A 25954-nucleotide genomic window follows, 5' to 3' on the forward strand; every position below is an offset into this window, starting at 1 on the left:
GAGCCTGCCAGGGGGCGCCCGGGCGGCCCTCGAGGCCGTCCTGATGGTGATCGACGAACCGGCCACCGCCCCCGCCCTGGCAGCCGGACTGAACTTGACGGTCGACGTCGTCGAGACCCTGCTGGCTGAACTGCAGCGGGAGTATAACGGCTATACTGTTAATGCCCCGGATGCGGATGTCGCCAGCTTCAACGGTAACAATGCCGCCCCCCGGGGTTTTGAATTGCGGAATATCGCCGGAGGCTGGCGGATCTATTCCCGCGCGGAGTTCGCCGAGATCGTTGGCGGATTCGTGCTGGAAGGCCAAACAGCCAGGCTGACGCAGGCGGCGCTCGAAACGCTCGCCGTCATCGCATACCGCCAGCCCGTATCAAGGGCGCGGGTGTCTGCAATTCGAGGAGTCAACGTTGACTCTGTCGTGCGGACGCTGACGCAGCGGGGGCTGATTGAGGATTCGGGAACCGATCCCGAGTCCGGAGCAATCCTGTACCGCACGACATCGTATTTCCTTGAGCGGATGGGAATCGGCTCAGTGGCTGAATTGCCACAGCTTTCCCCACACCTTCCTGGACTGGAAGGCATCGAGGATTTTTACGATGCAGCAAGAATGTAGGCAGTACTTAGGCAGAATCGGTGCAGGCACAACGTCTGCGCGAGAGTATCCACCGGGCAGAACAATTTGCCCGGCCGGCGGGTGTTGTCGGGAGACAGCGGCCGCAGGCCACCAACGTAAGGACGGGTCATGACACAGGCGGGACGCCAGGGTTCACCACGTAACAGTTCGGGACGCAACAGTGCCGGACAAAGCTATTCCGGCCAAAAGCCGGCGCAAGGCGGTTCAGGCCGCGGCGCACAGGGCGGCGCAGGCCGCAGCTCCCAAGGCGGCGCCGGCCGCAGCGGCGGAGCCGGCTACAAGGGCGGCGGAGACCGCCCCTTCAAGCACCCCAAGCCTCGCGAAGAGGCCTTCATCGATCCGGACCTGCAGGGTCCGGACGGCGCGCCGTCGGCTGCCCGCCCGGCTTCCGCTGACTGGAAGTCGAAAGCGCCTTCCGGCAAGGAAGCAGCCCGCAAGGCGGCAGCCCGCAAGCCCGGCTTCGGCAAGGCCCCCGGCACCCCCGGTGCCCTCAAGCCCAAGCCGCGCACCGGCGCCGCCAAGTTCGCCGGTCCCCGCGCCTTCGGCAGCGAACGCTTCGGCCAGAACCTCGGACCGGTGCGCAAACCCGCCCGCAACCGCGGACCGCGCCGCGAGGTGCCGCAGTCTGAGCTGCACGATGCCGACGGCACCCGCCTCCAGAAGGTCATGGCCTCCGCCGGCGTCGCCTCACGGCGCGTCTGCGAGGAAATGATCGCCGAGGGCCGCGTCGAGGTCGACGGCCGGGTGGTCACCGAACTCGGCGTGCGTGTCGACCCGAAGACGGCAGTGATCCACGTCGACGGACTGCGCATCCAGCTGGACGAGAACATGGTCTACATGGTCTTCAACAAGCCCAAGGGCGTCGTCTCCACCATGGAGGACCCGGACGGCCGCCCGTGCATCAGCGACTTTGTCCGCAACCACCACGGCGAACGCCTCTTCCACGTGGGCAGGCTCGACGTCGCCACGGAAGGGCTGCTGCTCCTGACTAACGACGGCGAGCTCGCCAACCGCCTGACGCACCCGTCCTACGAAGTGCCCAAGACCTACCTCGTGCAGGTCCGCGGGCCGTTCCCGCAGGGCGTGGGGGCCGAACTCAAAGGCGGCGTCGAACTCGAGGACGGCATCGCCTCGGTGGACTCCTTCAAGCTCGTCGACTCGACTCCCGGCCACGTGCTGATCGAGGTCGTGCTGCACTCGGGCAAGAACCGGATCGTCCGGCGCATGTTCGACGCCGTCGGCTTCCCCGTGCTGCGCCTGGTGCGCGTCAAGGTCGGCCCCATCGGGCTCGGCGACCAGCGCCAGGGCAGCATCCGCAACCTCGGCAAGCAGGAAGTCGGCCACCTGCTGGCCTCCGTGGGGCTGTAAGCATGTCCGCCTTCCGCACGCACGGCCGCGGCCACCTGAACGGCCCGGTGCTCGTCCTGGGCTCCGGGCTGCTGGGCACCAGCATCGGGCTGGGGCTGCGGGGGCGGGGTGTGGCTGTATTCCTCTCAGACCCCTCGCCGACCAACCAGGCCGTCGCCGTCGACATCGGCGCCGGCCTGCCGCTGGCGCGCCTCGAGGGGGAGGCGCCGGAGCTCGTCGTCGTGGCCGCACCGCCGGATGTCACGGCGGACGTCGTTGCCAAGGCGCTCCAGGACTACCCGCACGCCGTCGTGGTGGACATCGCGAGCGTGAAGGCAGGGATCCTGGCCGATCTCCGCAGCCGCGGAGCGGACCTGGGCCGCTACGTGGGCACCCACCCCATGGCCGGGCGCGAGAAATCCGGCCCGGTCGCGGCCCGGGGCGAGCTGTTCACGTCCATGCCGTGGGTCGTGTGCCCGGCGGAGGAGACTCTGCCGGAGTCGCTGCGGGTGGCGCGTGCGCTGGCCGGCGATCTCGGCGCCGTCGTGTCCGAATTCGCCGCCGACGAGCACGACGCAGCCGTGGCGCTCGTCTCACACCTGCCGCAGGTGATGTCCTCGCTCGTGGCCAGCCGCCTGCAGGGCACGCCCCTGCACGCCCTGTCCCTGGCCGGCAACGGGCTGCGGGATGTCACCCGGATCGCCGCGAGCGATCCCACGCTCTGGGTCCAGATCCTGGGCGCGAACGCGGAAAAGGTGGTGGAGATCCTGCACGGAGTCCGCGAGGACCTCAACCGGCTGATCGGCACCCTGGAGGCCCCGACCGCTCCCGGCGCCAGGCTGGACCTTGCCCAGCTGATCAGCGAAGGCAACGCCGGCCAGTCCCGGATCCCGGGCAAGCACGGCGGACCCCCGCAGGCATACTCGTGGCTGACGGTGCTGGTGGATGACACCCCCGGACAGATCGCCAAGCTGCTGACCGAGATCGGCGAGATCGGCGTCAACGTCGAAGACCTCCGCCTCGACCACTCTTCGGGGCAGAATGTGGGCATGGTGGAAATTTCCGTCCTGCCGAACAAGCACGACCTTTTGATAGAAGCCCTCAACGACCGTGGATGGCGGGTACTCCAGTAATGACCCAGGAACTCATCGAGACAGTGGACGTGCTCCGTCCCGGAAAAAGCCTTGTGGTTGCCATCGATGGCCCCTCCGGCTCCGGCAAATCCAGCGTGAGCAAGGAGGTGGCCCGGCGGCTGAAACTGGCCTACCTCGACACCGGCGCGATGTACCGCGCCCTGACGTGGTTCTGCCTGCAGAGCGGCACGGACCTGGACGACGGGGCCGCCGTCGAGACAGCCGCCGAGACGCTGCCGCTGGAAATCAGCACGAGCCCGCAGGAAGACTACGTCCGCGTCGGCGGCCACGATGTCACCCTGGCCATCCGTGAACCCGCTATTTCCGCGGCAGTCAGCGCCGTCGCCACCACCCTGGGCGCGCGGACGGAACTGATCCGCCGGCAGCGCGAGCTGATCGAAAAGCACCACCGCCGCATGGTGGTGGAGGGCCGGGACATCACCACCGTCGTCGCGCCCCATGCCGAGGTGCGGATGCTGCTGACCGCCAGCGAGGAAGCCCGGCTGCGCCGCCGCGGCATCCAGTTGGGCGGCAGCCAGAACGCCGAGCAGCTGGCAGCCCAGGTCACGCACCGCGATGCCAAGGACTCCACCGTAGTGAACTTCACCACGGCCGCCGACGGCGTCGTGACCCTGGACTCCTCCGAACTGGACTTTGACGGGACGGTCCAGGCCGCCCTCGACATCGTGGACACCGTGGTCAACCACTCTCCTGTTCCGCTCCGGGCCGTCCACGGTGACTGAGGGGCGTGCCGGACTGCCGGAGACAGCGCCCAACTCCCTGCCCGGCCACTGGACGACGGCGTGGAGCCGGCCCGTGGGCTGGATCCTGGACCACCTCGTCTACCGCACCTCGGTCACCGGACGTTCCAACGTCCCGGCGGCCGGTCCCGTGATCTTCGCGGGAAACCACATCAGCTTCCTGGACGGGCCCGTCATGTTCGGCGCCTCGCCCCGGCCCATGCACATCCTCGTCAAGCAGGAGATGTTCACCGGGCTTCTCGGCCGCGTCCTGGCGGCGTCAGGCCAGCTGCCCGTCGACCGCCGCGGCGGCCGTGCGGCGCTGGCCACGGCCCGGAGCCTGCTCGACGCCGGACGGTGTGTCGGGATTCTTCCCGAAGGAACGCGGGGGAGCGGTGAGGCCGCCGCGATCAACAACGGCGTCGCCTGGCTGGCGCTAAACACCCGTGCCACAGTGGTGCCCGTGGCCATCCTGGGCACAAGAATCGGCGGCGAACACCTGGACACGGTGCCCGCACCGCGCCGGCGGCTGCATGTCAGCTTCGGCGGGGCCATCAACGTCAGCCGCAGGCCCGGCGAGACCGGGCGTGTTTCAATGGACAGGGCGGGAACCGAAATCCGGGCCGCATTAGCGCGCCATGTCCAGGACTCAGTACTAAGAACCGGGCAGCCCCTGCCCCACGCGGAATCCCCGCATGAACGTCATGAAGCAGTAGCCGGGACGCCGGCAGATCACCACCTAAGGAAAGTGCAATGAGCGATACGACTCAAACCTCCGGCAATTTTGGCGCCGGCGAAGACGAATACACGCCCACCGGCACCGACCAGGTGGCTGAAAACCTTGCCGCCCTGGACGATGACGAAGCGGAACTCCGCGCGGCCTCGCTGCGTGCCGGGCTGGACGACTACGAGCTCGACGAAGACGACGCCGCCCTGCTGAGCGGCCACTTCGACGACGAGGACTTTGACGGTCCGGTCAAACTGGACCCGGTCCTGGCCATCATCGGCCGGCCCAACGTGGGCAAGTCCACCCTGGTCAACAGGATCCTGGGCCGCCGCGAGGCAGTGGTTGAGGACACCCCCGGCGTCACCCGCGACCGTGTCATGTACTCGGCAAACTGGAACGGCCGCAACTTCACCGTGGTGGACACCGGCGGGTGGGAGCACGATGCCCGCGGCATCCACGCCCGTGTGGCGGAGCAGGCCGAGATGGCCGTGGAACTTGCCGACGCCGTCCTGTTCGTCGTCGACTCCGCCGTGGGCGCAACCGCGACCGACGAAGGCGTCATGAAGATGCTGCGCAAGTCGAAGAAGCCGGTCATCATGGTGGCCAACAAGGTGGACGACTTCGCCCAGGAAGCCGACTCGGCCACCCTGTGGGGCCTGGGCTTCGGCGAACCGTACCCGGTCTCGGCCCTGCACGGCCGCGGCGTGGCCGACCTCCTGGACCACGTCATGGACACCCTCCCGGAGTACTCCCTGATTGAAGGCCTCGAACGCTCCGGCGGACCCCGCCGTATCGCCCTGATCGGCCGCCCGAACGTCGGGAAGTCCTCGCTGCTGAACAAGCTCGCCGGTTCCGAGCGTGTGGTGGTGGACAACACCGCCGGCACCACCCGCGACCCGGTCGACGAATTCATCGAACTCGGCGGACGCACGTGGCGCTTCGTGGACACCGCCGGCATCCGGCGCCGCCAGCACATGGCCCAGGGCGCAGACTTCTACGCCTCCCTGCGGACGCAGAGCGCACTCGAAAAGGCCGAGGTCGCCGTCGTGCTCCTGGCCGTGGACGAAGTGCTCAGCGAGCAGGATGTCCGCATCCTGCAGCTCGCCGTTGAATCCGGCCGCGCCCTGGTGCTCGCCTTCAACAAGTGGGACCTCCTCGACGACGAGCGCCGCCGCTACCTGGAACGCGAAATCGAGCAGGACCTGGCACACGTGGCCTGGGCCCCGCGCGTGAACATTTCGGCCAAGACCGGCTGGCACAAGGACCGGCTCGTTCCGGCCCTGGACGTTGCCCTGGAAAGCTGGGACAAGCGCATCCCCACCGGACGCCTCAACGCGTTCCTGGGCGAACTCGTCGCAGCGCACCCGCACCCGGTCCGCGGCGGCAAGCAGCCGCGCATCCTGTTCGGCACCCAGGCCTCGAGCCGGCCGCCGAAGTTCGTGCTGTTCACTACCGGATTCCTGGATCCGGGATACCGCCGCTTCATCACCCGACGCCTCCGGGAGACCTTCGGCTTCGAGGGCACGCCGATCGAGGTCAACATGCGCGTGCGCGAAAAGCGTGGCAAGAAACGTTAATTCCGACACACCTTGCCGTGACAGCCTGAAATTGTCACAGGCACCCTCCCGGATCGTGTAAGCTTTTGGAGGTGGTTCGGCCGGACTGCTTGGAAGAAAACCTGGAGCGAATCCGGGAGGACTTCCGGGCGGAGAACGGTGGAACCAGCGGGCTGTAGCGCAGCTTGGTAGCGCACTTGACTGGGGGTCAAGGGGTCGCAGGTTCAAATCCTGTCAGCCCGACCAACAGCTGAAACCCCGCCGTTCCTGATGAAGGAATGGCGGGGTTTTCTGTTTCCCGGACACGTGGGCTGCGCAGTGTTCCGCCATTTCAGGAAGCTGCGCGGTTTTCCGCTATTTCAGGAAGCGGGAGGTCCGGCGGTCGGCCAGGATCTTCCCCTTCGTCTGGCATGTCGGGCAGTACTGCAGGGCGGAATCGGCAAAGGAAACCTCCCGGACCGTGTCCCCGCACACCGGACACGGTTCGCCGGTCCGGCCGTGGACCCGCATGTGGCCCCGCTTGGCGTCCTTGAGCTCGTTGGGCGGCTTGCCCTTGGCTTCCGCCACCGCCGTTCCCAGAATGGTGTGGATGGCGTCGTAGAGGCGCTCCACGTCCGTCCGGTCCAGGGACTTGGCGATCGCGAACGGCGAGGTCCTGGCGGCGTGCAGGATCTCGTCGCTGTACGCATTCCCAATCCCGGCGATGATGCCCTGGCTCCGCAGGACGCCCTTGATCTGCTGGGAACTGGAACCGAGAATCCCAGCGAAGGCATCGACGTCGAAGTCCGGACTGAACGGATCCGGTCCGAGCGCCGCGATGCCGGGTACGTCGTGCGGATCGCGGACCACGTAGACCGCCAGGCTCTTTTTAGTGCCCGCCTCGGTCAGGTCCATGCCCATCGGGCCGGAACCGCCCGAGAACGTCAGCCGCAGCGCGATGTGACCCTTGCCCATTTTCAGCTGTGCGTCTGTGGGGGAGTCAGTGAAGCGGACCCAGCCGGCCCGCGCCAAGTGGAAGACAAAGTGCAGCCCGTCCGCTTCCATGCTGACGAATTTGCCGAACCTTCGCACCGCGGTGACCGTATTGCCCTGGAGGTCGGAGTACGGAGGGTCCGCCGTCTTGAGCACGGCGAAGGAGACGGGCTGGATCTTCGTCACCACTGCTCCGCGCAGGTGCTCGTCCAAAAAGTCCGTCAGGGCCGCAACCTCCGGAAGCTCAGGCACGGGCTAGCCCTGGCGTGCCCGGATGGTCCCGGCGCCCCGGTTGTTCACATTCCCGACCTTCAGCGGCGCATGTTCTGCCATCGCACCATCTTCTCAGATGCCTCCCCGGCCACTGCCCGATATGCCTATACTTTCAGCGGCGGCTAGAACAAACGACTGCCGCCGCCCAGGTGATTGACCCGATGAAAGGCCCGTCATGAGCATCATTCCCGAAGACCTGTCCTACACCGCAGAACACGAATGGGTTTCGGCCCCCAATGCCGACGGGGTTGTGCGCGTGGGTATCACCGATTTTGCCCAGGACGCCCTCGGGGATGTGGTCTACGCCCAGATGCCCGAGGTCGGAACCACGATCAAGGCCAACGACGTCGTCGGAGAGGTCGAATCCACCAAGAGCGTCAGCGACATTTACGCCCCGGTGACGGGCGAGGTGGTGGCCCGGAACGAGTCGCTGGACACCGATTCTGCGCTTATTAACTCCGATCCGTACGGTGAGGGCTGGCTGATCGAAATCAAGCTCGCGGAAGCCGACGCGATCGAGTCCCTGCTCAGTGCATCCGAGTATGAACAACAGGTAGGCTAAAGACAGAGGTCATTCGGGCCGGGGCCGCCGGCGAGTGTTGTTGGGATAACAAAACAAAGCCGCGCCCCGCCGAAGGGCCTCATTACCGGGACTGCGAGGCTTTTCCGGACGGCATGCGTTGTTTGCAGGGGGGACACCTGCAACGAATGAGGAGGACTCAATGTTTGGGCACGAACGGAACGACACCGGTGACGGTTACGGCACGGGTGGAGTGAAGGCTTCGGAGACCACGTCGATCAACCTCACTCCGGTGCGCGACGAACCCAATTTCACGCCGAAGCTCTCGACCGAGGAACGGGCAGCGGTCGAGGCCCTTCCCTCCGGATCGGCCCTGCTTGTGGCGCACAGCGGCCCCAACGCCGGTGCGCGGTTCCTGCTGGACTCCGACGTCACGACGGCGGGCCGCCACCCGGACGCCGACATCTTCCTCGACGACGTCACCGTCTCCCGCAGGCACGTTGAATTCCGCCGCACGGCGCGCAGCTTTGAGGTCGTGGACACCGGGAGCCTGAACGGCACCTACGTCAACCATGACCGCGTGGACTCGGTGGAACTGAAGTCCGGCAACGAGGTCCAGATCGGCAAATTCCGCCTCACCTTCTACCTCAGCCCTGCCCGCGCAGCAGGCAACGTCTGATTCCGGGGTAGTTGCCTGTGGCCACGGCACATGCGGATCGGCGCGGACCCCAGGTTCTGAACATCGGGGAAGTCCTGGCTCAATTGAGCGACGACTTCCCCAGCATGACTGCGTCAAAAATCCGGTTCCTTGAAGAAAAGGGACTCATCAACCCGCAGCGGACCCCTGCCGGCTACCGTCAGTATTCCGAGAACGACGTCGAACGGCTGCGCTTCGTCCTCTCACTCCAGCGTGACCAGTATCTGCCGCTGAAGGTCATCAAGGACTACCTTGATGCGATCGACCGGGGCGAACGGCCGGAGAACCTGCCGGCAGGCGTCACGTTGTCCCCGCGGATTGTCTCCGAGGAGCTCGCCTCCGAGCTGCAGAGCCGGGCGCGCCGGCTCAGCGAGGAGCAGCTCCGCGCCGAATCCGGGGCGAGCGTCCCGTTGCTCGAATCCCTCCTGAGCTACGGCCTGATCGGGCACGTCAACGGCAAGTTCGACGAACACGCGCTGCAGGTCGCGCGGGCCTGCGTCCAGCTGGAGAGCCATGGCCTGGAACCCCGCCACCTGCGGCCGTTCCAGGCGGCTGCCGACCGCGAATTCGGGCTCGTGGAGCGTGCGGTGGCCACCCTGACCTCCCGCAAGGACGCAGCCTCCCACGCCCGGGCCGCCGAGGCGGCCCGGGAAATCAGCGACCTCTGCCTGTCCTTGCACCAGGCGCTGGTCCACGACCGCATCTCAAGGATGGACATCTGATGATTGAGGTGGAGATTGTCGGCGTGCGGATTGAGTTGCCGTCCAACCAGCCGCTTGTCCTGCTCAAGGAAATCCATGGGGAGCGCCACGTCCCCATCTGGATCGGGACCCCGGAGGCCAGTGCCATCGCCCTGGCCCAGCAGGGAGTCATCCCGCCCCGGCCGATGACCCACGACCTCCTGGTGGACGTTGTCGAGGCCCTTGGCCACACGATCGTCAGCGTCAACATCGTGGCGGTGGAGGACAACATTTTCTACGGGCAGCTGCAGTTCGAGAACGGAACCACCGTGAGCTCCAGGGCCTCTGATGGCCTGGCGCTGGCCCTGCGTGCCAAGTGTCGGATCTGGTGCGCCGACGCCGTTATGGATGAGGCCGGCGTCCGGATCACCGAACACGACGAGGGCGAGGACACGCACCCCGGACCCGCCGTGGACGAAGAGGGCGAACTGCGGCGCTTCCGCGAGTTCCTTGACGACGTCGAACCCGAAGACTTCGGCGGCTGATCCTGCCCGGGCAGCCGCGCCAGGGAAGCTGACAGGATTGCGGGCGTGCCTGTGACTGGTGAGGTTTCTGAAACCTGCGTGACAGCTGTGGCGGCACCAAACGTTAAAGTCGAGGATGAAACTTTCGACACGCCCGTGGAATAGCCCCAACGTCTTTGACCTTGGGCCCCGGCAGGCCTAACGTCGGAGGTACAAGTTCCCATTGCATACGGTAGCCGCGCAAGTCACACTGGAAAGTGCAGCCCCGGCTGAATTACACGGATGAAGTAATCATCCTGTGTCATGCAGCTGTCCACAACTATTGCTGCCGATGCAACTTACCCAGGGGAACCCACGACAAGGAGGGTCCACGTGAGTCCGAAAGGCGAAGCAGGCGAGCTGAAGCAGGCCGCAACGGCCGGCGTTGCTGTGCCCGCCAGCGGTGCCCAAGGCCTGCTGTTCACCGAGGATCTTCCCGTTCTGGACGAGGACGCGGGCTACCGCGGACCCACCGCCTGCAAGGCGGCCGGCATCACCTACCGCCAACTCGACTACTGGGCCCGCACCGGACTCGTTGAGCCCGCCGTCCGCGGCGCGGCCGGCTCCGGCTCGCAGCGGCTCTACGGCTTCCGCGACATCCTGGTCCTCAAGGTGGTCAAGCGGCTCTTGGACACGGGCGTGTCCCTGCAGCAGATCCGCACCGCCGTGGAGCACCTGCGGGAGCGCGGCGTCGAAGACCTCGCCCAGATCACGCTCATGAGCGACGGTGCGAGCGTCTACGAGTGCACATCGGCCGATGAAGTCATCGATCTCGTCCAGGGCGGCCAGGGGGTGTTCGGCATCGCCGTCGGCCGCGTGTGGCGCGAAGTTGAAGGTAGCCTCGCAGCCCTTCCCAGCGAACACGCCGCGGACCAGTCCTTTCCCGACGACGAACTGAGCAAACGCCGGGCGGCCCGCAAGATCGGCTAGGGCTTCCACCGACAAGACTGAGTACAGACACGACTGAGGCCGCCTCCCGGACAGGGAAGGCGGCCTCAGTCTGTTGGGCTGTATGCGGCAGGCCCTGGCTACCGCAGGCTGCGGTCGCGGACAGTACCGGCCGGGGCCACACCGCCCTGATTCAGCAGGTTCTGCAGCAGGGCATCGAAGAGCCCGGCCGCATTCTTGGCCGAGTCTCCGGGCCAGTGGTGGATGGAGTGGGCCGCGCCCTGGATCTGCTGCCAGTTGGCCTGCTCCGGGATGTGCGGGCTCAGCAGCAGCTGGCCGAACATGGACTCCATCTCCGCAAGCCGGAACGTGTGCTCGGCCGAACTGCTGCGCACCCGGTTGGCCACAATGCCGGCGGGGGACAGCTTGGGGGCGAATTCCTGCCGGAACAGCTGGATGGCGCGCATGGTGCGTTCCGTGCCGGCCACCGAGAAGAGCCCGGGCTCGGCCACCAGGGCCACCTTGTCGCTCGCGGACCACGCCATCCGGGTCAGGCCGTTCAATGACGGCGGGCAATCGACCAGGACGAGTTCATAGTTCCCGGCACCGGCCAGGACAGCAGAGAGCCGGCGGAGGTCGCGCCGGCCCAGGCCGGGCCGGTCGTAGATTCCGGTGTAGGCAGAGCCGACGGCCACGTCCAGGACGGAGGTTGCCGCGCCAGGCTGTTTCCTGCCGTTGGCGCCGCCGCGGCCGTTGAGCCGGGCATGCTCCACCCAGCCGCTGGGAACCACGTTGTCTGCCAGATGTGCCCGCCGCGGCGACTTCAGCATCCTGCCGATATCGAGCTGGTCGTCCGGACTCACGCCCAGGGCGGTGCTGGCGTCAGCGTGCGGGTCAAGGTCGACGACGAGGGTGGGGATGCCGGCGGCCAATGCCGCCGACGCCAGTCCGGTGGTCACGGATGTCTTGCCGACACCGCCTTTGAGGCTGCTGATGCTCACTACTTGCACTTGAAAAACCAATACCTAACGCCGGTTGCCGAGACGGGGTCGTGCCGGCTCCTGCGTTCTTCGGAGCCGGGGCGTGCATGCGCCACCCACCCACTCATCATATGTTGATGCTCCGGCGAAACCCGTTTCATCCGGCGTGGGGCGCCGGAACCCCGCCAATCGGGCCGGCGGGGAGAGCTCCAACGCCGGGGCCCTGCCCATCGGGGCGTCCGTGACGGATAATGCTGTGACGGTCGCCACAATGATTTGTGTTTGCCCGCACAGGTCTTAGACACTGTGAGCACTTACCGATACGCCCGCGATGAAGCAGGAGAAGTATGTTTTCTAAGATTCTGGTGGCCAACCGCGGCGAAATCGCGATTCGCGCTTTCCGCGCGAGCTACGAGCTGGGTGCCAAGACTGTCGCCGTGTTTCCGCACGAGGACCGCAACTCCATTCACCGCCAGAAGGCCGACGAGGCGTATCTGATCGGCGAGGAGGGACATCCGGTCCGGGCGTACCTGGACGTTGATGAGGTGGTGCGCGTCGCCAAGGAGTCCGGCGCGGACGCCATTTACCCCGGTTACGGTTTCCTCTCCGAGAACCCGCGCCTGGCACGGGCCGCGAAGGAGGCCGGCATCACCTTCGTCGGCCCGCCGGCGGAGGTCCTGGAACTCGCGGGCAATAAGGTTGCCGCCCTCGAGGCCGCGCGCAAGGCCGGCGTCCCGGTGCTCAAGTCCAGCCAGCCGTCGAAGGACCTGGACGAACTGATCGCCGCCGCCGATGAAATCGGCTTCCCCATCTTCGCCAAGGCGGTCGCCGGCGGCGGCGGGCGCGGCATGCGCCGCGTGGACACCCGCGAGGCGCTCCCGGAGGCCCTGCAGGCCGCCATGCGCGAAGCCGACGCCGCGTTCGGCGACCCCACCATGTTCCTGGAACAGGCCGTCCTGCGCCCGCGCCACATCGAGGTCCAGATCCTGGCCGACGCCCAGGGCAACATCATGCACCTCTTCGAGCGTGACTGCTCCATCCAGCGCCGCCACCAGAAAGTGGTGGAAATCGCCCCGGCCCCGAACCTCGACGAAGGCATCCGGCAGGCGCTGTACCGCGACGCCGTGAAGTTCGCCAAGGCGCTGAACTACGTCAACGCCGGTACCGTCGAATTCCTTGTCGACACGGTGGGGGAGCGCGCCGGCCAGCACGTGTTCATCGAAATGAACCCGCGCATCCAGGTCGAGCACACGGTGACCGAGGAAGTCACCGACGTCGACCTCGTCCAGGCGCAGCTGCGCATCGCTGCCGGTGAGAGCCTCGCGGACCTGGGCCTGTCCCAGGAGAGCGTCCAGCTCAAGGGCGCCGCCCTGCAGTGCCGCATCACCACGGAGGATCCGGCCAACGGCTTCCGGCCCGACGTCGGCAAGATCACCGGCTACCGCTCGGCCGGCGGCGCCGGCGTCCGGCTCGACGGCGGCACCGTCTACTCGGGTGCGGAGATCAGTCCCCACTTCGACTCCATGCTGGTCAAGCTGACCTGCCGCGGACGCAACTACCCCGCCGCCGTCGCCCGGGCCCGCCGCGCCCTCGCCGAATTCCGCATCCGCGGCGTGTCCACCAACATCTCCTTCCTGCAGGCCGTCCTGGACGATCCCGACTTCGTCGCCGGGGACGTGGCCACCTCGTTCATTGACGAACGGCCCCAACTGCTGAAGGCACGGGTGTCGGCAGACCGCGGCACCAAGTTGCTGACCTGGCTCGCCGACGTCACGGTCAACAAGCCCAACGGCGAACTCAAGGTCCACACGGACCCGGCGGACAAGCTTCCGGCCCTGGATGACGCCGAGGCCCGGCCGGGATCCCGCCAGCGGCTCCTGGAACTCGGCCCGGAAGGTTTTGCCCGCGCCCTGCGCGCGCAGGACGCCGTGGCCGTCACGGACACCACCTTCCGCGACGCGCACCAGTCCCTGCTCGCCACCCGGGTACGCACCCGCGACCTCGTGGCGGCCGGTCCGGCGGAATCCAAGCTGCTCCCGGAACTGCTCTCGGTCGAGGCCTGGGGCGGGGCGACCTACGACGTCGCCCTGCGCTTCCTCGGCGAAGACCCCTGGGACCGGCTCGCCGCCCTGCGCAAGGCCATGCCGAACCTGTGCCTGCAGATGCTGCTCCGCGGCCGCAACACCGTCGGGTACACGCCCTACCCGGAAGAGGTCACGGTGGCGTTCGTCAACGAGGCCGCCGCCACGGGCATCGACATCTTCCGGATCTTCGACGCCCTCAACGACGTCAACCAGATGGCCCCTGCCATCCGGGCCGTCCGCGAGACCGGGACCGCCGTTGCCGAGGTTGCCCTCTGCTACACCGCGGACATGCTGGATCCGGAAGAAACGCTCTACACCCTGGATTACTACCTGGAGCTGGCGCAGAAAATCGTCGACGCCGGGGCGCACATCCTCGCGATCAAGGACATGGCCGGACTGCTGCGTCCGGCTGCCGCGGCACGCCTGGTTTCGGCGCTGCGGGAGCGGTTTGACCTCCCCGTCCACCTGCACACCCACGACACCGCAGGCGGCCAGCTGGCCACGCTCCTCGCGGCCGTGGATGCCGGCGTGGACGCCGTGGACGTGGCCTCGGCCTCCCTGGCCGGAACCACCAGCCAGCCTTCGGCCTCGGCCCTCGTCGCCGCACTGGCCCACACGCCGCGCGACACCGGCCTCAGCCTCGCGAACGTCTGCGCCCTCGAGCCCTACTGGGAGGCCGTCCGCCGGGTCTACGCGCCGTTCGAGTCCGGACTGCCGGGGCCCACAGGCCGGGTTTACCAGCACGAAATTCCGGGCGGCCAGCTGTCCAACCTGCGCCAGCAGGCGATGGCGCTGGGCCTGGGCGAGCGGTTCGAGGCGATCGAGGACATGTACACCGCGGCGGACCGGATCCTCGGCCGCCTGGTGAAGGTGACCCCGTCGTCCAAGGTGGTGGGCGATCTCGCCCTGCACCTGGTGGGCCTCAACGCCGATCCCGCGGACTTCAACGAGAACCCGCAAAAGTACGACGTCCCGGATTCCGTGATCGGTTTCCTCTCCGGCGAGCTCGGTGACCCGCCCGGCGGCTGGCCCGAGCCCTTCCGGACCAAGGCACTGCAGGGCCGCACCGTCAAGGTCCGCGACGTCGAGATCAGCGCCGAGGACAGCGCGGCGCTCAACGGCGATTCCAAGGCCCGGCGGGGCACCCTCAACCGCCTGCTCTTCGCCGGTCCCACCAAGGACTACCTGAAGAGCGTGGAGTCCTACGGCAACCTTTCGGTGCTGGATACGCGCGACTACCTCTTCGGGCTGCAGCGCGGCGCGGAGCACGAGATCGAGCTCGAGAAGGGCGTCCGCCTGATCGCCTCCCTCGAGGCCGTCTCCGAGCCGGACGAGAAGGGCATGCGCACGGTCATGTGCACCCTCAACGGCCAGTCCCGGCCCGTGGTGGTCCGCGACCGTTCAGTGGTGAGCAACGTCAAGGCCGCCGAACGCGCCGACACCTCCCAGCCGGGCCAGGTTGCCTCGCCGTTCGCCGGTGCCGTCACGCTGACCGTCAAGGCCGGGGACACCGTGAAAGCCGGCGACACGGTGGCCACGATCGAGGCCATGAAGATGGAGGCGTCCATCACGACGCCGGTGGCCGGCACCGTCGCGCGGCTCGCCGTCGCCGGGATCGAACAGGTCCAGGGCGGGGATCTGCTGCTCGTCGTCGAATAGCGGCAGCGAAGCAACCCGCACCCCATCACCACAGAAGGGTCCTTCCGGCAGAAGCCGGAAGGACCCTTGTGTTTCTGCCGGACATTGCCTCCCGAACGAAAGCAACGCGGGGTCAGATACGGCCCATCCGGGGGCGCCGGACGGGCCGTATCTGACCCCGCGTTGCTCTGGTGCGGGGTGGTTGCGGTTGCAGCCTAGGCGAGGGTGGGACGCTTGGCGCTGTACATTTCCTCGATCACGTTCTCGAAGTCCTTGAGCACCTGAGCCCGCTTGACCTTCATTGAGGGCGTCAGGTGGCCGGAGGCCTCGGTGAAGTCGGCCGGCACGATCCGGAAGGACTTGATGGCCTCGGCCTGGGACACGGACTGGTTCGCGTGGTTGATGAGCTCCTGGACCGCGGCCTTGACTGTGGGGTTGACGGCAGCCTCAGCGAGCGAGGTCGAGGCCGGGAGCCCGTGGCGGCCCAGCCAGCCGGGCAGGGCTTCTTCATCCAGGGTCACCAGGGCACCAATGAACGGGCGGTTGTCACCGACCACGAGCACCTGCGAGACGAGCGCGTCCGCCCGGATCTGGTCCTCCAGCAGGGCCGGGACGACGTTCTTGCCGCCGGCAGTGACGATGATTTCCTTCTTCCGCCCCGTGATGGTCAGGAACCCCGCCTCGTCCAGCTGGCCGATGTCGCCGGTGCGGAACCAGCCGTCCTCGAAGGTCGCGGCGGACAGGTCATCACGCTTGTAGTAGCCGCGCATGACGCACACGCCCTTGGCGAGAATCTCGCCGTCGTCCGCGATCCTGACGGAGTTGCCCGGAATCGGGGCGCCGACGGTGCCGATCTTGATCAGGTCCGGGGTGTTTACGGTGACCGGCGCCGTGGTTTCGGTCAGCCCGTACCCTTCCAGGATCTGCATGCCGATGCCTTGGAAGAAGTGGCCCAGCCGTTCACCGAGCGGTCCGCCGCCGGAAACGGCATGCGAGACGTTCCCGCCCATGGCGGCCCGGAGCTTGCTGTACACGAGCTTGTCGAAGACGGCGTGCTTGAGCTTCAGCACGAGCCCCACCTTGCCGGCCTGCCGGGCCCGGGAGAATTCGATGGCGGTGTCCGCGGCGCGGTGGAAGATGGCGCCCTTGCCGCCGTCCTCGGCCTTGGTCAGGGCGGAGTTGTAGACCTTCTCGAAAACGCGCGGGACAGCGAGGATGAAGGTCGGTTTGTAGCTCTGCAGGTCCGGCAGCAGGTTCTTGATATCCGGTGTGTGTGCCACCGTGACGCCGGCGGCGACTGCCAGCACGGAGATGAAGCGTGCAAAGACGTGGGCCATGGGCAGGAACATGATGGTCCGGGCCTGCTCGTGGACGATCGTGCCGAGTGACGTGACCAGGGCGTTCTCGGACAGTTCCACGAAGTTGCCGTGCGTCAGCTCGCAGCCCTTGGGCCGGCCGGTGGTGCCCGAGGTGTAGATGATCGTGGCGACATCCGTCAGGGACGCCTGGCTGCGCCGTGCTTCGAGCTCGGCATCGCTGATGCCGGCTCCGGCCGCACGGACCTCGTCCAGGCTGTCGCCCTCGAGCTGCCAGACATGCGCCAGGGCGGTGAGCCCCTCGGAGGTGGCCGCCTGCCGGATGATGTCCTCGTGGTGCGCCGATTCGCCGAACGCGGCCACGGCGCCGGAGTCGCCAAGGTTCCAGGCCACCTGGGAGGGGGAGGAGGTTTCATAGATCGGGACCGAGACGGCGCCGGCGAACCAGATGGCGAAGTCGATCAGGGCCCATTCGTACCGGGTGCGGGACATGATGCCCACCCGGTCACCGGCGGCCACACCGCTGGCCATGAGGCCCTTGGCGAGGGCGGAGACGTCGGCCAGGAAATCCGTGGCGCGGACGTCCTGCCACTGGCCGGCTGCGTCGAGCCGCGAGAACAGTGCAGGGTTGGAGGCCTTGGCCGCCTGGCGCACCACGAGATCGGTGACGTTGGTGTCCGGGTCGACATTCACCAGGGGCGGGACAATGATTTCTCGCACGACAGCTCCTTAGGTATCCATAGGCCCGCAACGGGTACCGCTAAGCCTAGTATGCGGTCCCCCGAAGGTGTGTTCTGCGACACCTACTGGCCAGTAACTTTACGGCCGGTCCCGCGGTTCCGCCAGTCGGGGATGCTGCGGGCGCCGCCGCGGCGTCATGCTGCCGGGCCTTCGCGGCTGCGGCGGCCCCGGCGAATAGAATGGGGCACCATGCAGACACCATCACCCGGCCGGCAGCCCGGCCTGCGCCGCCGGACCGCCGCCTGGCGGAGCCGGACCCTGGCCGGAGCCGCGGCCGCCACGGCCGGGCACGACCTCCGCTCACACCTGCGGCTGGGCCGCAAGGGCCTGGCGATCGGCGTCGACATCGGGGGAACCAAGGTTGCTGCCGGCGTGGTCGATGCCGAGGGCCGGATCCTCAGCCAGGCGAAACGTTCCACGCCGGGCAACGACCCGCGCGCCGTAGAACAGGTCATTGTCGAACTGGTTGCGGAGCTGGGCGCCGGGCACCGGATCTGGTCCGTCGGAATCGGCGCCGCCGGCTGGATGGACCTCGACGGCGGCACTGTCCTCTTCAGCCCGCACCTGGCCTGGCGCAATGAACCGCTGCGCGAGAACCTGCAGCGGCTGCTGCGCCGCCCTGTCCTGCTGACCAACGACGCCGACGCCGCCGCCTGGGCGGAATGGCGCTTCGGCGCCGGGCAGGGACAGAACCGTCTGGTCTGCATCACCCTGGGCACCGGGATCGGCGGCGCCATGGTCATGGACGGACGGCTCGAACGCGGCCGCTTCGGTGTGGCGGGGGAGTTCGGCCACCAGATCATCATGCCGGGCGGGCACCGCTGCGAGTGTGGCAACCGCGGCTGCTGGGAACAATACGCCTCGGGCAATGCGCTCGGCCGCGAGGCCCGGGAACTGGCCGCCGCGAATTCTCCGGTTGCCCAGGAACTGCTCAAGGCCGTGGACGGCGACGTGGGACGCATTACGGGCGTGATCGTGACGGAGCTGGCCAAGGCCGGGGACCAGACCTCCCGCGAACTCCTCGAGGACGTCGGGGAATGGCTGGGCCTTGGCCTGGCGAACCTCGCCGCGGCACTGGACCCCGGCAAGTTCGTCATCGGCGGCGGGCTGTGCGACGCCGGCGAGCTGCTCGTCGCGCCGGCCCGGAAGGCCTTCGCACGGAACCTCACCGGGCGCGGCTTCCGCCCCGCGGCGGAGATCGAACTGGCGGCCCTGGGCCCCAACGCCGGACTGATCGGCGCCGCCGACCTCTCCCGGGTCAGCAGCCGCATGCACACGCAGTAGCGTGCCTAAGTAAGCCCCTGAAACACCAGCGCAGTGGCCGGCGCCATGACCGGGTGGGCTAGATGCGAGCCCCGTCGTCGTGCTCGTCCTTCTCGCCCGGCAGTTTCATGATCAGGAACACCACCGAGGCTGCGAACGCGGCCACCATGCCCACGATCGCCAGCGTCGGGGCCGACCGCCAGAACATCGCCGAGAACACGAGCGCAAGCGGGCCGCCCACCGCGCCAAGCCAGGCAAGGACGGTCAAGGGATCTGCACCGGCCAGGCTGGGCGGCTCCTCCGGGATGAACGCGCCGTCGTCGTCGTCGGCCTCATAGTCCCGGGGGCCGGGGGCCGTGTCCGGTGCCTCGCTGCTGCCCGCAGCCGGATTCCCCGGGGCGGGGGCGAGCCGCTCCTTGGCGGAAAGCTCGATCGGTGCGACGCCGGCGAGACCCAGCGGGTCAAAATCGCGGAACGACCTTGCCGTTGACGAGCCGGTACCTGATCCGGAGCCGGAGCCGGCACCTGATCCAGCGCCGGCGCCACCGGCGGCGCTGTCCGTTCCGCCGGCCGGGCTGCCAGGTGCCTGGTCCTCGCCTGCCCCGACTCCTTCCAGCCTGGCGACCAGATCCAGCCACACGGCGTCGTCATCGGCGGACTGTGCGTCCGGGGCGGCCGGGTCCTGTGCCTCAGGGGGCGGGGTGGTGCCCGGACGCTGGACGCCGGATGCGCCGGCGTCAGCGTCGGGCGCAGCCGTCCCGGCGTCGTCGGGGTCAGGGGTTTCGGGGTCCGGGACTCCGGGGTCCGGTTTAGTCATTGGCCGTGTCCTTCCGGCTGGCGCGGGCGGCGCCCGGACTGGCTGCGGCTGCAACGGACCGGACAAATTCGGCCGTGCCACGGAAGATCTCGGGCGCGTCGTTGTCCATGGTAGCGACGTGGTAGCTGTTTTCCAGCCGGATCACCTCCAGCGGGGCGTTGGTCAACCCGCGGCGCAGGGCCTCCATGCTGGATTCGGACACCACATGATCCACCGTGGAACGGTATACCCGGACCGGAGCCGTGACGCGGGGCAGCAGCCGCACGGTGTCCTTGAACATCTTGTTGAGCTCGTGTGCGGCGGCCACCGGAGTGCGCGGGTATGCGTACTCATCCATGCCCGGTTTGAGGATGTCATTGGCGATCGCCGGGGTGCTCTTGAGGACAAACTTCAAGATGCCGGCCAGCGGGGCGCGGGGATCATCGATGACGAGGCCGGGGTTGACCACCACAACCCCCGCCACGGGGCGGGTGGCCGCAATCCGCAACGCCAGGGCGCCGCCCATGGACAGGCCCGCCACGACTACGACGTCGCATTCTTCCGCAAGCTCCAGGTAGGCAGCGTCCAGGGCAGCATGCCAGTCCTGCCAGCGGGTCTTGGCCAGCTCCTGCCAGCTCGTTCCGTGCCCCGGCAGCAGGGGCAGCCGGACGGCGAACCCGGCACTGGCCAGGGACGACGCCCAGTCCCGCACACCATGCGGGCTGCCGGTGAAGCCGTGGGACACCACGACGCCGGTCCGGGGGATGGTTCCCGTGAACGGGCTGCTGAACGGCGAGTGGTCCGGGAGGATGCTCATGGGGTCTCCGAGGGGGCGCGGGGCGGCGAAATGGCGTGGGTGTGCTGGAGGAAGAAGCGCACTGATTCATCAAAGAGTAGCGGCGCATCGGCGTCCAGGGTGGCAACGTGCCCGCTGTGCGGGAGGGGAACCACTGTGAGTTCCCGGGACCCGAGCCGCCTGCGCAGCAGCGCCAGGGACGACGGCGGGACCACGGCGTCGGTGTCCGACTTGAAGACCAGCGCAGGGGCCCGGACTGCCGGCAGGTCCCGGAGGGTCGCGCCGAACAGCCGGCGCAGCTGGTGGACTGCGGCCAGCGGCGTCAGGGAGTAGTCGCCGTCATCGGTGGTGGTAGCCGTGGAATTCTCCTCCTGAATGGGCGTGGTGGTGCGCTGGAAGTACTTGAGCAGTCCCACGATCCGGACCCTGCGGTCATAGAAGCTCAGGCCGGGGTTGACGGCGGCCACGCCGGCCACGCTGTGGCGGGCCGCGGTACGCAGGGCGATCGTGCCGCCCATGGACAGCCCGGCGACGTAGCAGTCATCGGTCCGGGCGGCCAGGTCCAGGTACGCCGTTTCGAAGCTGCTGTACCAGTCCTGCCAGCCCTGCCGGGCGAGGTCGCGCCAGTGGGTGCCGTGCCCGGGCAGGAGGGGCACCGATACGGCGAAGCCCTGGGCGGCGAGGTGGCGGGCCCACGGCATGACGCTGAGCGGGCTGCCCGTGAAGCCGTGGCAGATGGCCACGCCGGTCCGGGCGTTGGGTCCGTGGCCGGGGTAGCTGAAAGCGGCGGGCGCAGGGGGAGTGCTGCTTTCAGTCATGAGCCCATCGTGTCACCCTTGGCGCCAAAACTCACTAGAGTAAGGTGTCCATTGAAGCCTGGCCGGACCCGATTCGGGCGGCCGGCCAGACGCCTTCCGGAGAGGTCACCGAGTGTTTTATTGGTTCACGAAGACGTTTGTCCTGGGACCGGTGCTGAGGCTGCTGTTCCGGCCCTGGGTCAAGGGCCTCGACAACGTCCCTGCCGAGGGCGCCGCGATCCTTGCCTCGAACCACCTCTCCTTCTCGGATTCCATCTTCATGCCGGTCATGGTGCCGCGGCCGGTCGCGTTCCTGGCCAAATCCGAATACTTCACCGGCACCGGGATCAAGGGCCGGCTGACCGCAGCATTCTTCCGGCTCACCAACCAGCTCCCCATGGACAGGTCCGGGGGCGCCGCGTCCGCGCAGTCCCTCAACGCCGGCATGGACGTGCTCAAGAACGGCTCCCTCCTGGGCATCTACCCAGAGGGGACCCGCAGCCCCGACGGGCGCCTCTACCGCGGCAAGGTGGGCGTTGCCCGCCTTGCGCTGCAGGCCCGCGTCCCGGTCATTCCGGTGGCAATGATCGGAACAGACAAAGTCCAGCCGATCGGCAAGCGCGTGCCCAACATCCGCCGCATCGGCATGATCTTTGGCGAACCGCTCGACTTCAGCCGCTACTACGGGATGGAGGATGACCGGCTGATCCAGCGTTCGGTGACCGACGAGATCATGTATGAACTCATGCGGCTCTCCGGCCAGGAGTACGTGGACGAGTACGCCGCCGCCGTGAAGCTCCGTCTGGCGGGCAAAGCCCAGGACGCGGCCCCGGACAAAGCCCCTGCGGGCCCTGACGCGGTGCAGGATGCGGCCGCCGGAGAAACCCCAAACAAAACCCAGAACGAAAGCCCAAGCAAAACCCCGAACGAAAGCCCGAATGAAACTGCCGCCGGGGAAGCCGGTCCGGAGATTCCCGGCACCGCTTAAGCGGTCCACGGGTGCCATGTGACGGCAAAGGAGCTGCCAATGACAGGCAGGGCCCCCGAACCGCGGCGGGGCAACTATCCTTAGATAGTGACCGAGCTATCTGAGAAACCAGTTTCCCCGCTGACCAGCACCGCCCAGAGCGGAGCCGCCAACTATCCCGGACTGGACAACTGGCGGGAGCTCCCGGCCTCGCAGCAGCCCACCTGGTCGGACCCGGCTGTGTTCGAGGCGTCCGTCAAGGAACTTTCCGTCCTCCCGCCCCTCGTGTTCGCCGGCGAAGTGGACATCCTTCGCGAACGGCTCGCCGCCGCGGCGCAGGGCAAGGCGTTCCTGCTCCAGGGCGGCGACTGCGCCGAGACCTTCGAAGCGGCGACGGCGGACAAGATCAGTGCCCGCGTCCGGACCATCCTGCAGATGGCCGTCGTCCTCACCTACGGCGCGGCCATGCCCGTCATCAAGATGGGCCGCATGGCCGGCCAGTTCGCCAAGCCGCGCTCTTCCAACGATGAAACGCGCGAGGGCGTCACCCTGCCGGCCTACCGCGGCGACATCGTCAACGGCTACGACTTCACGCCCGAGTCCCGCGCCCATGACGCCAGCCGGATGCTGAAGGCCTACCACACCTCCGCCTCGACGCTGAACCTGATCCGCGCCTTCACCCAGGGCGGCTTCGCGGACCTGCGCCTGGTGCACCAGTGGAACAAGGGCTTCACCGAAAACCCGGCCCATGCCCGCTACGAGTCCCTGGCCCGGGACATCGACCGCGCCATCAAGTTCATGTCCTCCTGCGGGGCCGACTTCGAGGCCCTGAAGCGGGTGGAATTCTACGCGAGCCACGAGGCCCTGCTGCTGGACTACGAGCGCGCCCTGACCCGCATCGATTCGCGCACCGGGCTGCCCTACGACACCTCGGCGCACTTCCTGTGGATCGGGGAGCGGACCCGCGAGCTGGACCACGCACACGTTGACTTCCTCTCCTGCGTCCGCAACCCGATCGGCGTGAAGCTCGGCCCCTCGACCAGCGGCGACGACGCCCTGCGCCTGATCGACAAGCTGGATCCGAACCGGGAGCCCGGCCGGCTCACCTTCATCACGCGCATGGGTGCGGGCAACATCCGCGAGAAGCTGCCGGCGATCGTCGAGCGCGTCACCGCCTCCGGGGCGCAGGTCCTTTGGGTCACCGACCCCATGCACGGGAACACGGTCACCTCGCCCAACGGCTACAAGACCCGCAATTTCGACGACGTCATTGACGAGGTGCGCGGATTCTTCGAAGTCCACCACGCGCTCGGCACCGTTCCCGGCGGCCTGCATGTGGAGATGACGGGCGACGACGTCGCCGAATGCCTCGGCGGAGCCGACCCGATCGACCAGGAAGCCTTCCTGGACCGCTACGAGTCGGTCTGCGATCCGCGCCTGAACCACATGCAGTCGCTCGAAATGGCGTTCCTGGTAGCCGGTGCGCTCTCCAAGCGCTGAGGCGCTGACTGAGAGAACGCGTCTGACGAAACGCGTCTGACGAAACGCTTCTGACCGAACGCTGCCTGTCTGAAAACTCCAATAAAAAAGCTCCGCCCGGCTGCAGCAGCCGGGCGGAGCTTTTATGTAGAGCGGGTCGGCCCCTGGGCGGGCGCCGTGTATGGTCAGACCACGGTCAGGGTGATAGTCGAGCCTTCCGGGACAGCCGTATCCACGGGATCCTGGACGCGGACTGTTCCAAAGAATCCGCCCAAATACTCATCGACCTTAACCACGAAGCCAAGTTCTTCGAGTGCCGCCCGGGCTTCCTTGACCTGTTTGCCGATGAAATTGGGCACCTCGACGAGCTTCGGGCCCTTGGAGATGGTCAGGGTGACGGTTCCGCCCTTGGTCAGGTTGCCGGAGGCCGGGTCCTGCGCCAGCACCGCGCCCTTCGGGACGTTCCGGTCGTTGACCAGCTCGGGCGCGACCACGGCCTTCAGGCCGGCGGCTTCCAGGGCACTCACGGCTGCGTCCTGCGCCTGCCCGCGGACATCCGGGACCGGGATGGGCTGCGGGCCCTTGGAGACGGTGAGGCCCACGGGCGTCCCGTGCCTGACCGGGTTGCCGCTGCGCGGAGCCTGGGCAAGGACAGTCCCGGCCGGCGCCTTCTCGTCGAAGGTCTCGGTAATCGGGCCCAAAGCCATCTGGGCGCCGTTGAGCGTGGTCTTGGCCTCGTCCAGGGACTTGCCGGTCAGTTCCGGCAGCGGGAACAGTTCCGGGCCTTTGGACACGGCCAGGGCCACGGGCTGGAACTTGCGGATGACCTCGCCAGCGGTCGGCTCCGAGCCGACCACGAGGCCGGGTGAGATGTCGTCGTCGAAGACATCCTTCACGGTGGATTGGAAGCCGGCGGTGCGGAGCAGGTCCTGGGCCTCGGCAACGGTCTTGTTCGCCACCGGGGGAATGGTTCCCGGTGAGCCCGGACCCATGCCGAAGAACCAGCCGGCGACGGCGGCGAGCAGCGCCGCGACGACGAGCAGGACGATCCAGAGCAAGCCGCGGCGCCGGGGGTTACCCTCGTGCAGGGTCCTGGTGGGCGTGGCCGCGGCGCGCTGGCGCGCCTTCTCCTCGTCCCGGTCCAGCTTGCGCTGGGCGCGTTTGCTGGGGGCTACCGCACCTTCTGCTGGATCGTCGTACCCGGCGGCGCCGTCGTAGGCCGCCTCGTCCGGGGTGGACAGCGGTCCGTAGGCCGGACGCCGCGGGGCGCCGGACATGACGGTGGTCGGGTTGCCGCTGGTGCGGGAGATCATCTCGGTGGGCCGGGCGAGGCCTCCGTACACCTCAGTCTGCAGTTCCGTGGGCACACCGGTGGGGGGCAGCACGTGGGCCGTATCCTGCCCGTCCGACGCCGGGCGGGCACCGCCGGGCGGCCGGTTTGGCGGTGCTGCCACGGCCGGAAGGGCGCTGCGGACAGCCGCCGGCGGCTGGAGGTCGAGTTCGGCGTCGCTGAGGTTGGTCCTGATGTGCCGGAGTTCGGACAACAGGGCGCTGCCGTCGACGGGGCGCTTGTCCGGGTCCCGGCCGGTGCACCACTGGACGAGTTCGTCGATCTCCGCAGCCAGCCCGGGCACCACCAGCGACGGCGCTCCCACAGTGGAATTGACGTGCTGGTAGGCGACCTGGATGGGCACATCGCCTTCGAACGGCTGCCTGCCCGTGATCATTTCGTAGAGCATGATCCCGACCGAATAGATGTCGCTGCGGGCATCTGCCTGCTTCCCCAGGACAAGTTCGGGGGAGAGATAGGCGACAGTCCCGATCAGGGCGCCGGTGCTTGTGGACGTTGAGATAGCGCGTGCCAGGCCGAAGTCGCCGAGCTTGATCCGCCCGTCGTCGGCGATCAGGACGTTTTCGGGCTTGATGTCCCGGTGGATCATGCCGGCGGCGTGCGCGGCGCCGAGGCCTTCGACGACCGGATCGATCAGCGCCAGGGCCAACCGCGGTGACAGGGCGCCTTTGTCATTGAGGACGTCCCGCAACGTGTGGCCCTTGATGAACTCCATGACCAGATAGGCGAGCCGGCCGTCCTCGCCCTGGTCCAGGACGCCCACGACGTGGGGGTGGGAGAGCCGGGCGGCGGCCTTGGCCTCGCGGCCCAGCCGGTCGAGGAACTGCGGGTCGTCGGCCAGGTGGGGATGGAGCACCTTCAGCGCGACATCACGCTCAAGGCGCTGGTCCGTGGCGAGGTACACGGTGGACATCCCGCCGCGGGCAAGCCTGGATTGAACCTGGTAGCGGTTGTCCACCAGGTTCCCTACGAGAGCATCCGACACGTATTCCTGCACCTTACAATCGTAGTCGCTG

General features: G+C 67.8%; 22 protein-coding genes and 1 tRNA gene. 16 read left to right on the top strand and 7 right to left on the bottom strand.

What is annotated here, in order from left to right:
- Positions 1-4: 4 nt before the first annotated feature.
- The 7 genes from scpB to C566_RS0100225 all read left to right on the top strand — a co-directional run bounded on the left by scpB (position 5) and on the right by C566_RS0100225 (position 6383).
- Entirely contained in the window at positions 5-613 is a 609-nt protein-coding gene (scpB, locus tag C566_RS0100195) for an SMC-Scp complex subunit ScpB (RefSeq protein ID WP_051082232.1), read from the top strand.
- 129 nt (positions 614-742) lie between these two features.
- On the top strand, positions 743-2002 hold the full coding sequence (locus tag C566_RS0100200; RefSeq protein WP_018772310.1) for a pseudouridine synthase: 1260 nt from the start codon (positions 743-745) through the stop codon (positions 2000-2002).
- 2 nt (positions 2003-2004) lie between these two features.
- On the top strand, positions 2005-3114 hold the full coding sequence (locus C566_RS0100205) for a prephenate dehydrogenase (RefSeq protein ID WP_018772311.1): 1110 nt from the start codon (positions 2005-2007) through the stop codon (positions 3112-3114).
- Positions 3114-3857, top strand: coding sequence for a (d)CMP kinase (cmk, locus tag C566_RS20345; protein ID WP_018772312.1), 744 nt, complete (start codon positions 3114-3116; stop codon positions 3855-3857). The genes C566_RS0100205 and cmk overlap by 1 nt, the downstream gene beginning before the upstream one ends.
- Before the next feature lie 73 nt (positions 3858-3930).
- Positions 3931-4611, top strand: a complete 681-nt coding sequence (locus C566_RS0100215; RefSeq protein WP_018772313.1) for a lysophospholipid acyltransferase family protein — start codon at positions 3931-3933, stop codon at positions 4609-4611.
- Positions 4608-6158, top strand: a complete 1551-nt coding sequence (der, locus tag C566_RS0100220) for a ribosome biogenesis GTPase Der (RefSeq protein WP_018772314.1) — start codon at positions 4608-4610, stop codon at positions 6156-6158. Before C566_RS0100215 ends, der begins: the two co-directional genes overlap by 4 nt.
- Positions 6159-6306: 148 nt before the next feature.
- A tRNA-Pro gene (locus C566_RS0100225) sits at positions 6307-6383 on the top strand.
- Positions 6384-6491: 108 nt separating this feature from the next.
- Here the strand turns inward: C566_RS0100225 and C566_RS0100230 are convergent.
- Positions 6492-7361 (bottom strand): Fpg/Nei family DNA glycosylase, encoded by an 870-nt coding sequence (locus tag C566_RS0100230; protein ID WP_018772315.1) that lies wholly within the window; start codon positions 7359-7361, stop codon positions 6492-6494.
- 196 nt (positions 7362-7557) lie between these two features.
- On the opposite strand from C566_RS0100230, the gene gcvH reads away from it, so the two are divergent.
- The 5 genes from gcvH (at position 7558) to C566_RS0100260 (ending at position 10772) form a co-directional block, all read left to right on the top strand.
- Positions 7558-7944 (top strand): glycine cleavage system protein GcvH, encoded by a 387-nt coding sequence (gcvH, locus tag C566_RS0100235; protein ID WP_018772316.1) that lies wholly within the window; start codon positions 7558-7560, stop codon positions 7942-7944.
- Between the two features lie 160 nt (positions 7945-8104).
- Complete coding sequence (locus C566_RS20350; RefSeq protein WP_018772317.1) at positions 8105-8581, top strand: FHA domain-containing protein; 477 nt, start codon at positions 8105-8107, stop codon at positions 8579-8581.
- Positions 8582-8598: 17 nt separating this feature from the next.
- Positions 8599-9321: a transcriptional regulator FtsR gene (gene ftsR / locus C566_RS0100250; RefSeq protein WP_026266235.1), complete on the top strand. Its 723-nt coding sequence runs from the start codon at positions 8599-8601 to the stop codon at positions 9319-9321.
- Positions 9321-9824: a bifunctional nuclease family protein gene (locus C566_RS0100255; protein ID WP_018772319.1), complete on the top strand. Its 504-nt coding sequence runs from the start codon at positions 9321-9323 to the stop codon at positions 9822-9824. Before ftsR ends, C566_RS0100255 begins: the two co-directional genes overlap by 1 nt.
- A 351-nt stretch (positions 9825-10175) precedes the next feature.
- Positions 10176-10772, top strand: a complete 597-nt coding sequence (locus tag C566_RS0100260; RefSeq protein WP_018772320.1) for a MerR family transcriptional regulator — start codon at positions 10176-10178, stop codon at positions 10770-10772.
- A gap of 98 nt (positions 10773-10870) precedes the next feature.
- Here C566_RS0100260 and C566_RS0100265 read toward each other — a convergent pair whose 3' ends face one another.
- Positions 10871-11740: a ParA family protein gene (locus tag C566_RS0100265; RefSeq protein ID WP_026266236.1), complete on the bottom strand. Its 870-nt coding sequence runs from the start codon at positions 11738-11740 to the stop codon at positions 10871-10873.
- Positions 11741-12057: 317 nt separating this feature from the next.
- Here C566_RS0100265 and C566_RS0100270 point away from each other — a divergent pair, with 317 nt between their 5' ends.
- A complete protein-coding gene (locus C566_RS0100270; protein WP_018772322.1) occupies positions 12058-15453 on the top strand; it encodes a pyruvate carboxylase in 3396 nt (1131 codons plus the stop codon).
- Between the two features lie 194 nt (positions 15454-15647).
- Here C566_RS0100270 and C566_RS0100275 read toward each other — a convergent pair whose 3' ends face one another.
- Positions 15648-17468 (bottom strand): AMP-dependent synthetase/ligase, encoded by a 1821-nt coding sequence (locus tag C566_RS0100275; protein ID WP_018772323.1) that lies wholly within the window; start codon positions 17466-17468, stop codon positions 15648-15650.
- A 210-nt stretch (positions 17469-17678) separates the two neighbouring features.
- Between C566_RS0100275 and C566_RS0100280 the strand changes: the two genes are divergently transcribed.
- Positions 17679-18773: an ROK family glucokinase gene (locus tag C566_RS0100280; protein ID WP_018772324.1), complete on the top strand. Its 1095-nt coding sequence runs from the start codon at positions 17679-17681 to the stop codon at positions 18771-18773.
- A 58-nt stretch (positions 18774-18831) separates the two neighbouring features.
- Here C566_RS0100280 and C566_RS0100285 read toward each other — a convergent pair whose 3' ends face one another.
- The 3 genes from C566_RS0100285 to C566_RS0100295 are packed head-to-tail and all read right to left on the bottom strand — an operon-like array spanning position 18832 to position 21162.
- Positions 18832-19569, bottom strand: coding sequence for a hypothetical protein (locus C566_RS0100285; protein ID WP_018772325.1), 738 nt, complete (start codon positions 19567-19569; stop codon positions 18832-18834).
- Positions 19562-20365 (bottom strand): alpha/beta hydrolase, encoded by an 804-nt coding sequence (locus tag C566_RS0100290; RefSeq protein WP_018772326.1) that lies wholly within the window; start codon positions 20363-20365, stop codon positions 19562-19564. The genes C566_RS0100285 and C566_RS0100290 overlap by 8 nt, the downstream gene beginning before the upstream one ends.
- Positions 20362-21162, bottom strand: a complete 801-nt coding sequence (locus tag C566_RS0100295) for an alpha/beta hydrolase (protein WP_018772327.1) — start codon at positions 21160-21162, stop codon at positions 20362-20364. The genes C566_RS0100290 and C566_RS0100295 overlap by 4 nt, the downstream gene beginning before the upstream one ends.
- A 112-nt stretch (positions 21163-21274) precedes the next feature.
- Between C566_RS0100295 and C566_RS0100300 the strand changes: the two genes are divergently transcribed.
- Together C566_RS0100300 and C566_RS0100305 are read left to right on the top strand one after the other, a co-directional pair.
- Complete coding sequence (locus tag C566_RS0100300; protein ID WP_018772328.1) at positions 21275-22129, top strand: lysophospholipid acyltransferase family protein; 855 nt, start codon at positions 21275-21277, stop codon at positions 22127-22129.
- Between the two features lie 84 nt (positions 22130-22213).
- Entirely contained in the window at positions 22214-23608 is a 1395-nt protein-coding gene (locus C566_RS0100305; protein ID WP_043465645.1) for a class II 3-deoxy-7-phosphoheptulonate synthase, read from the top strand.
- Between the two features lie 164 nt (positions 23609-23772).
- On the opposite strand, the gene C566_RS0100310 is transcribed toward C566_RS0100305, so the two are convergent.
- Positions 23773-25935: a Stk1 family PASTA domain-containing Ser/Thr kinase gene (locus tag C566_RS0100310; RefSeq protein ID WP_026266237.1), complete on the bottom strand. Its 2163-nt coding sequence runs from the start codon at positions 25933-25935 to the stop codon at positions 23773-23775.
- Positions 25936-25954: the final 19 nt, after the last annotated feature.

Origin of the sequence: Arthrobacter sp. 131MFCol6.1, assembly GCF_000374925.1 — a bacterium.
In the GTDB taxonomy this organism is placed as follows: domain Bacteria; phylum Actinomycetota; class Actinomycetes; order Actinomycetales; family Micrococcaceae; genus Arthrobacter.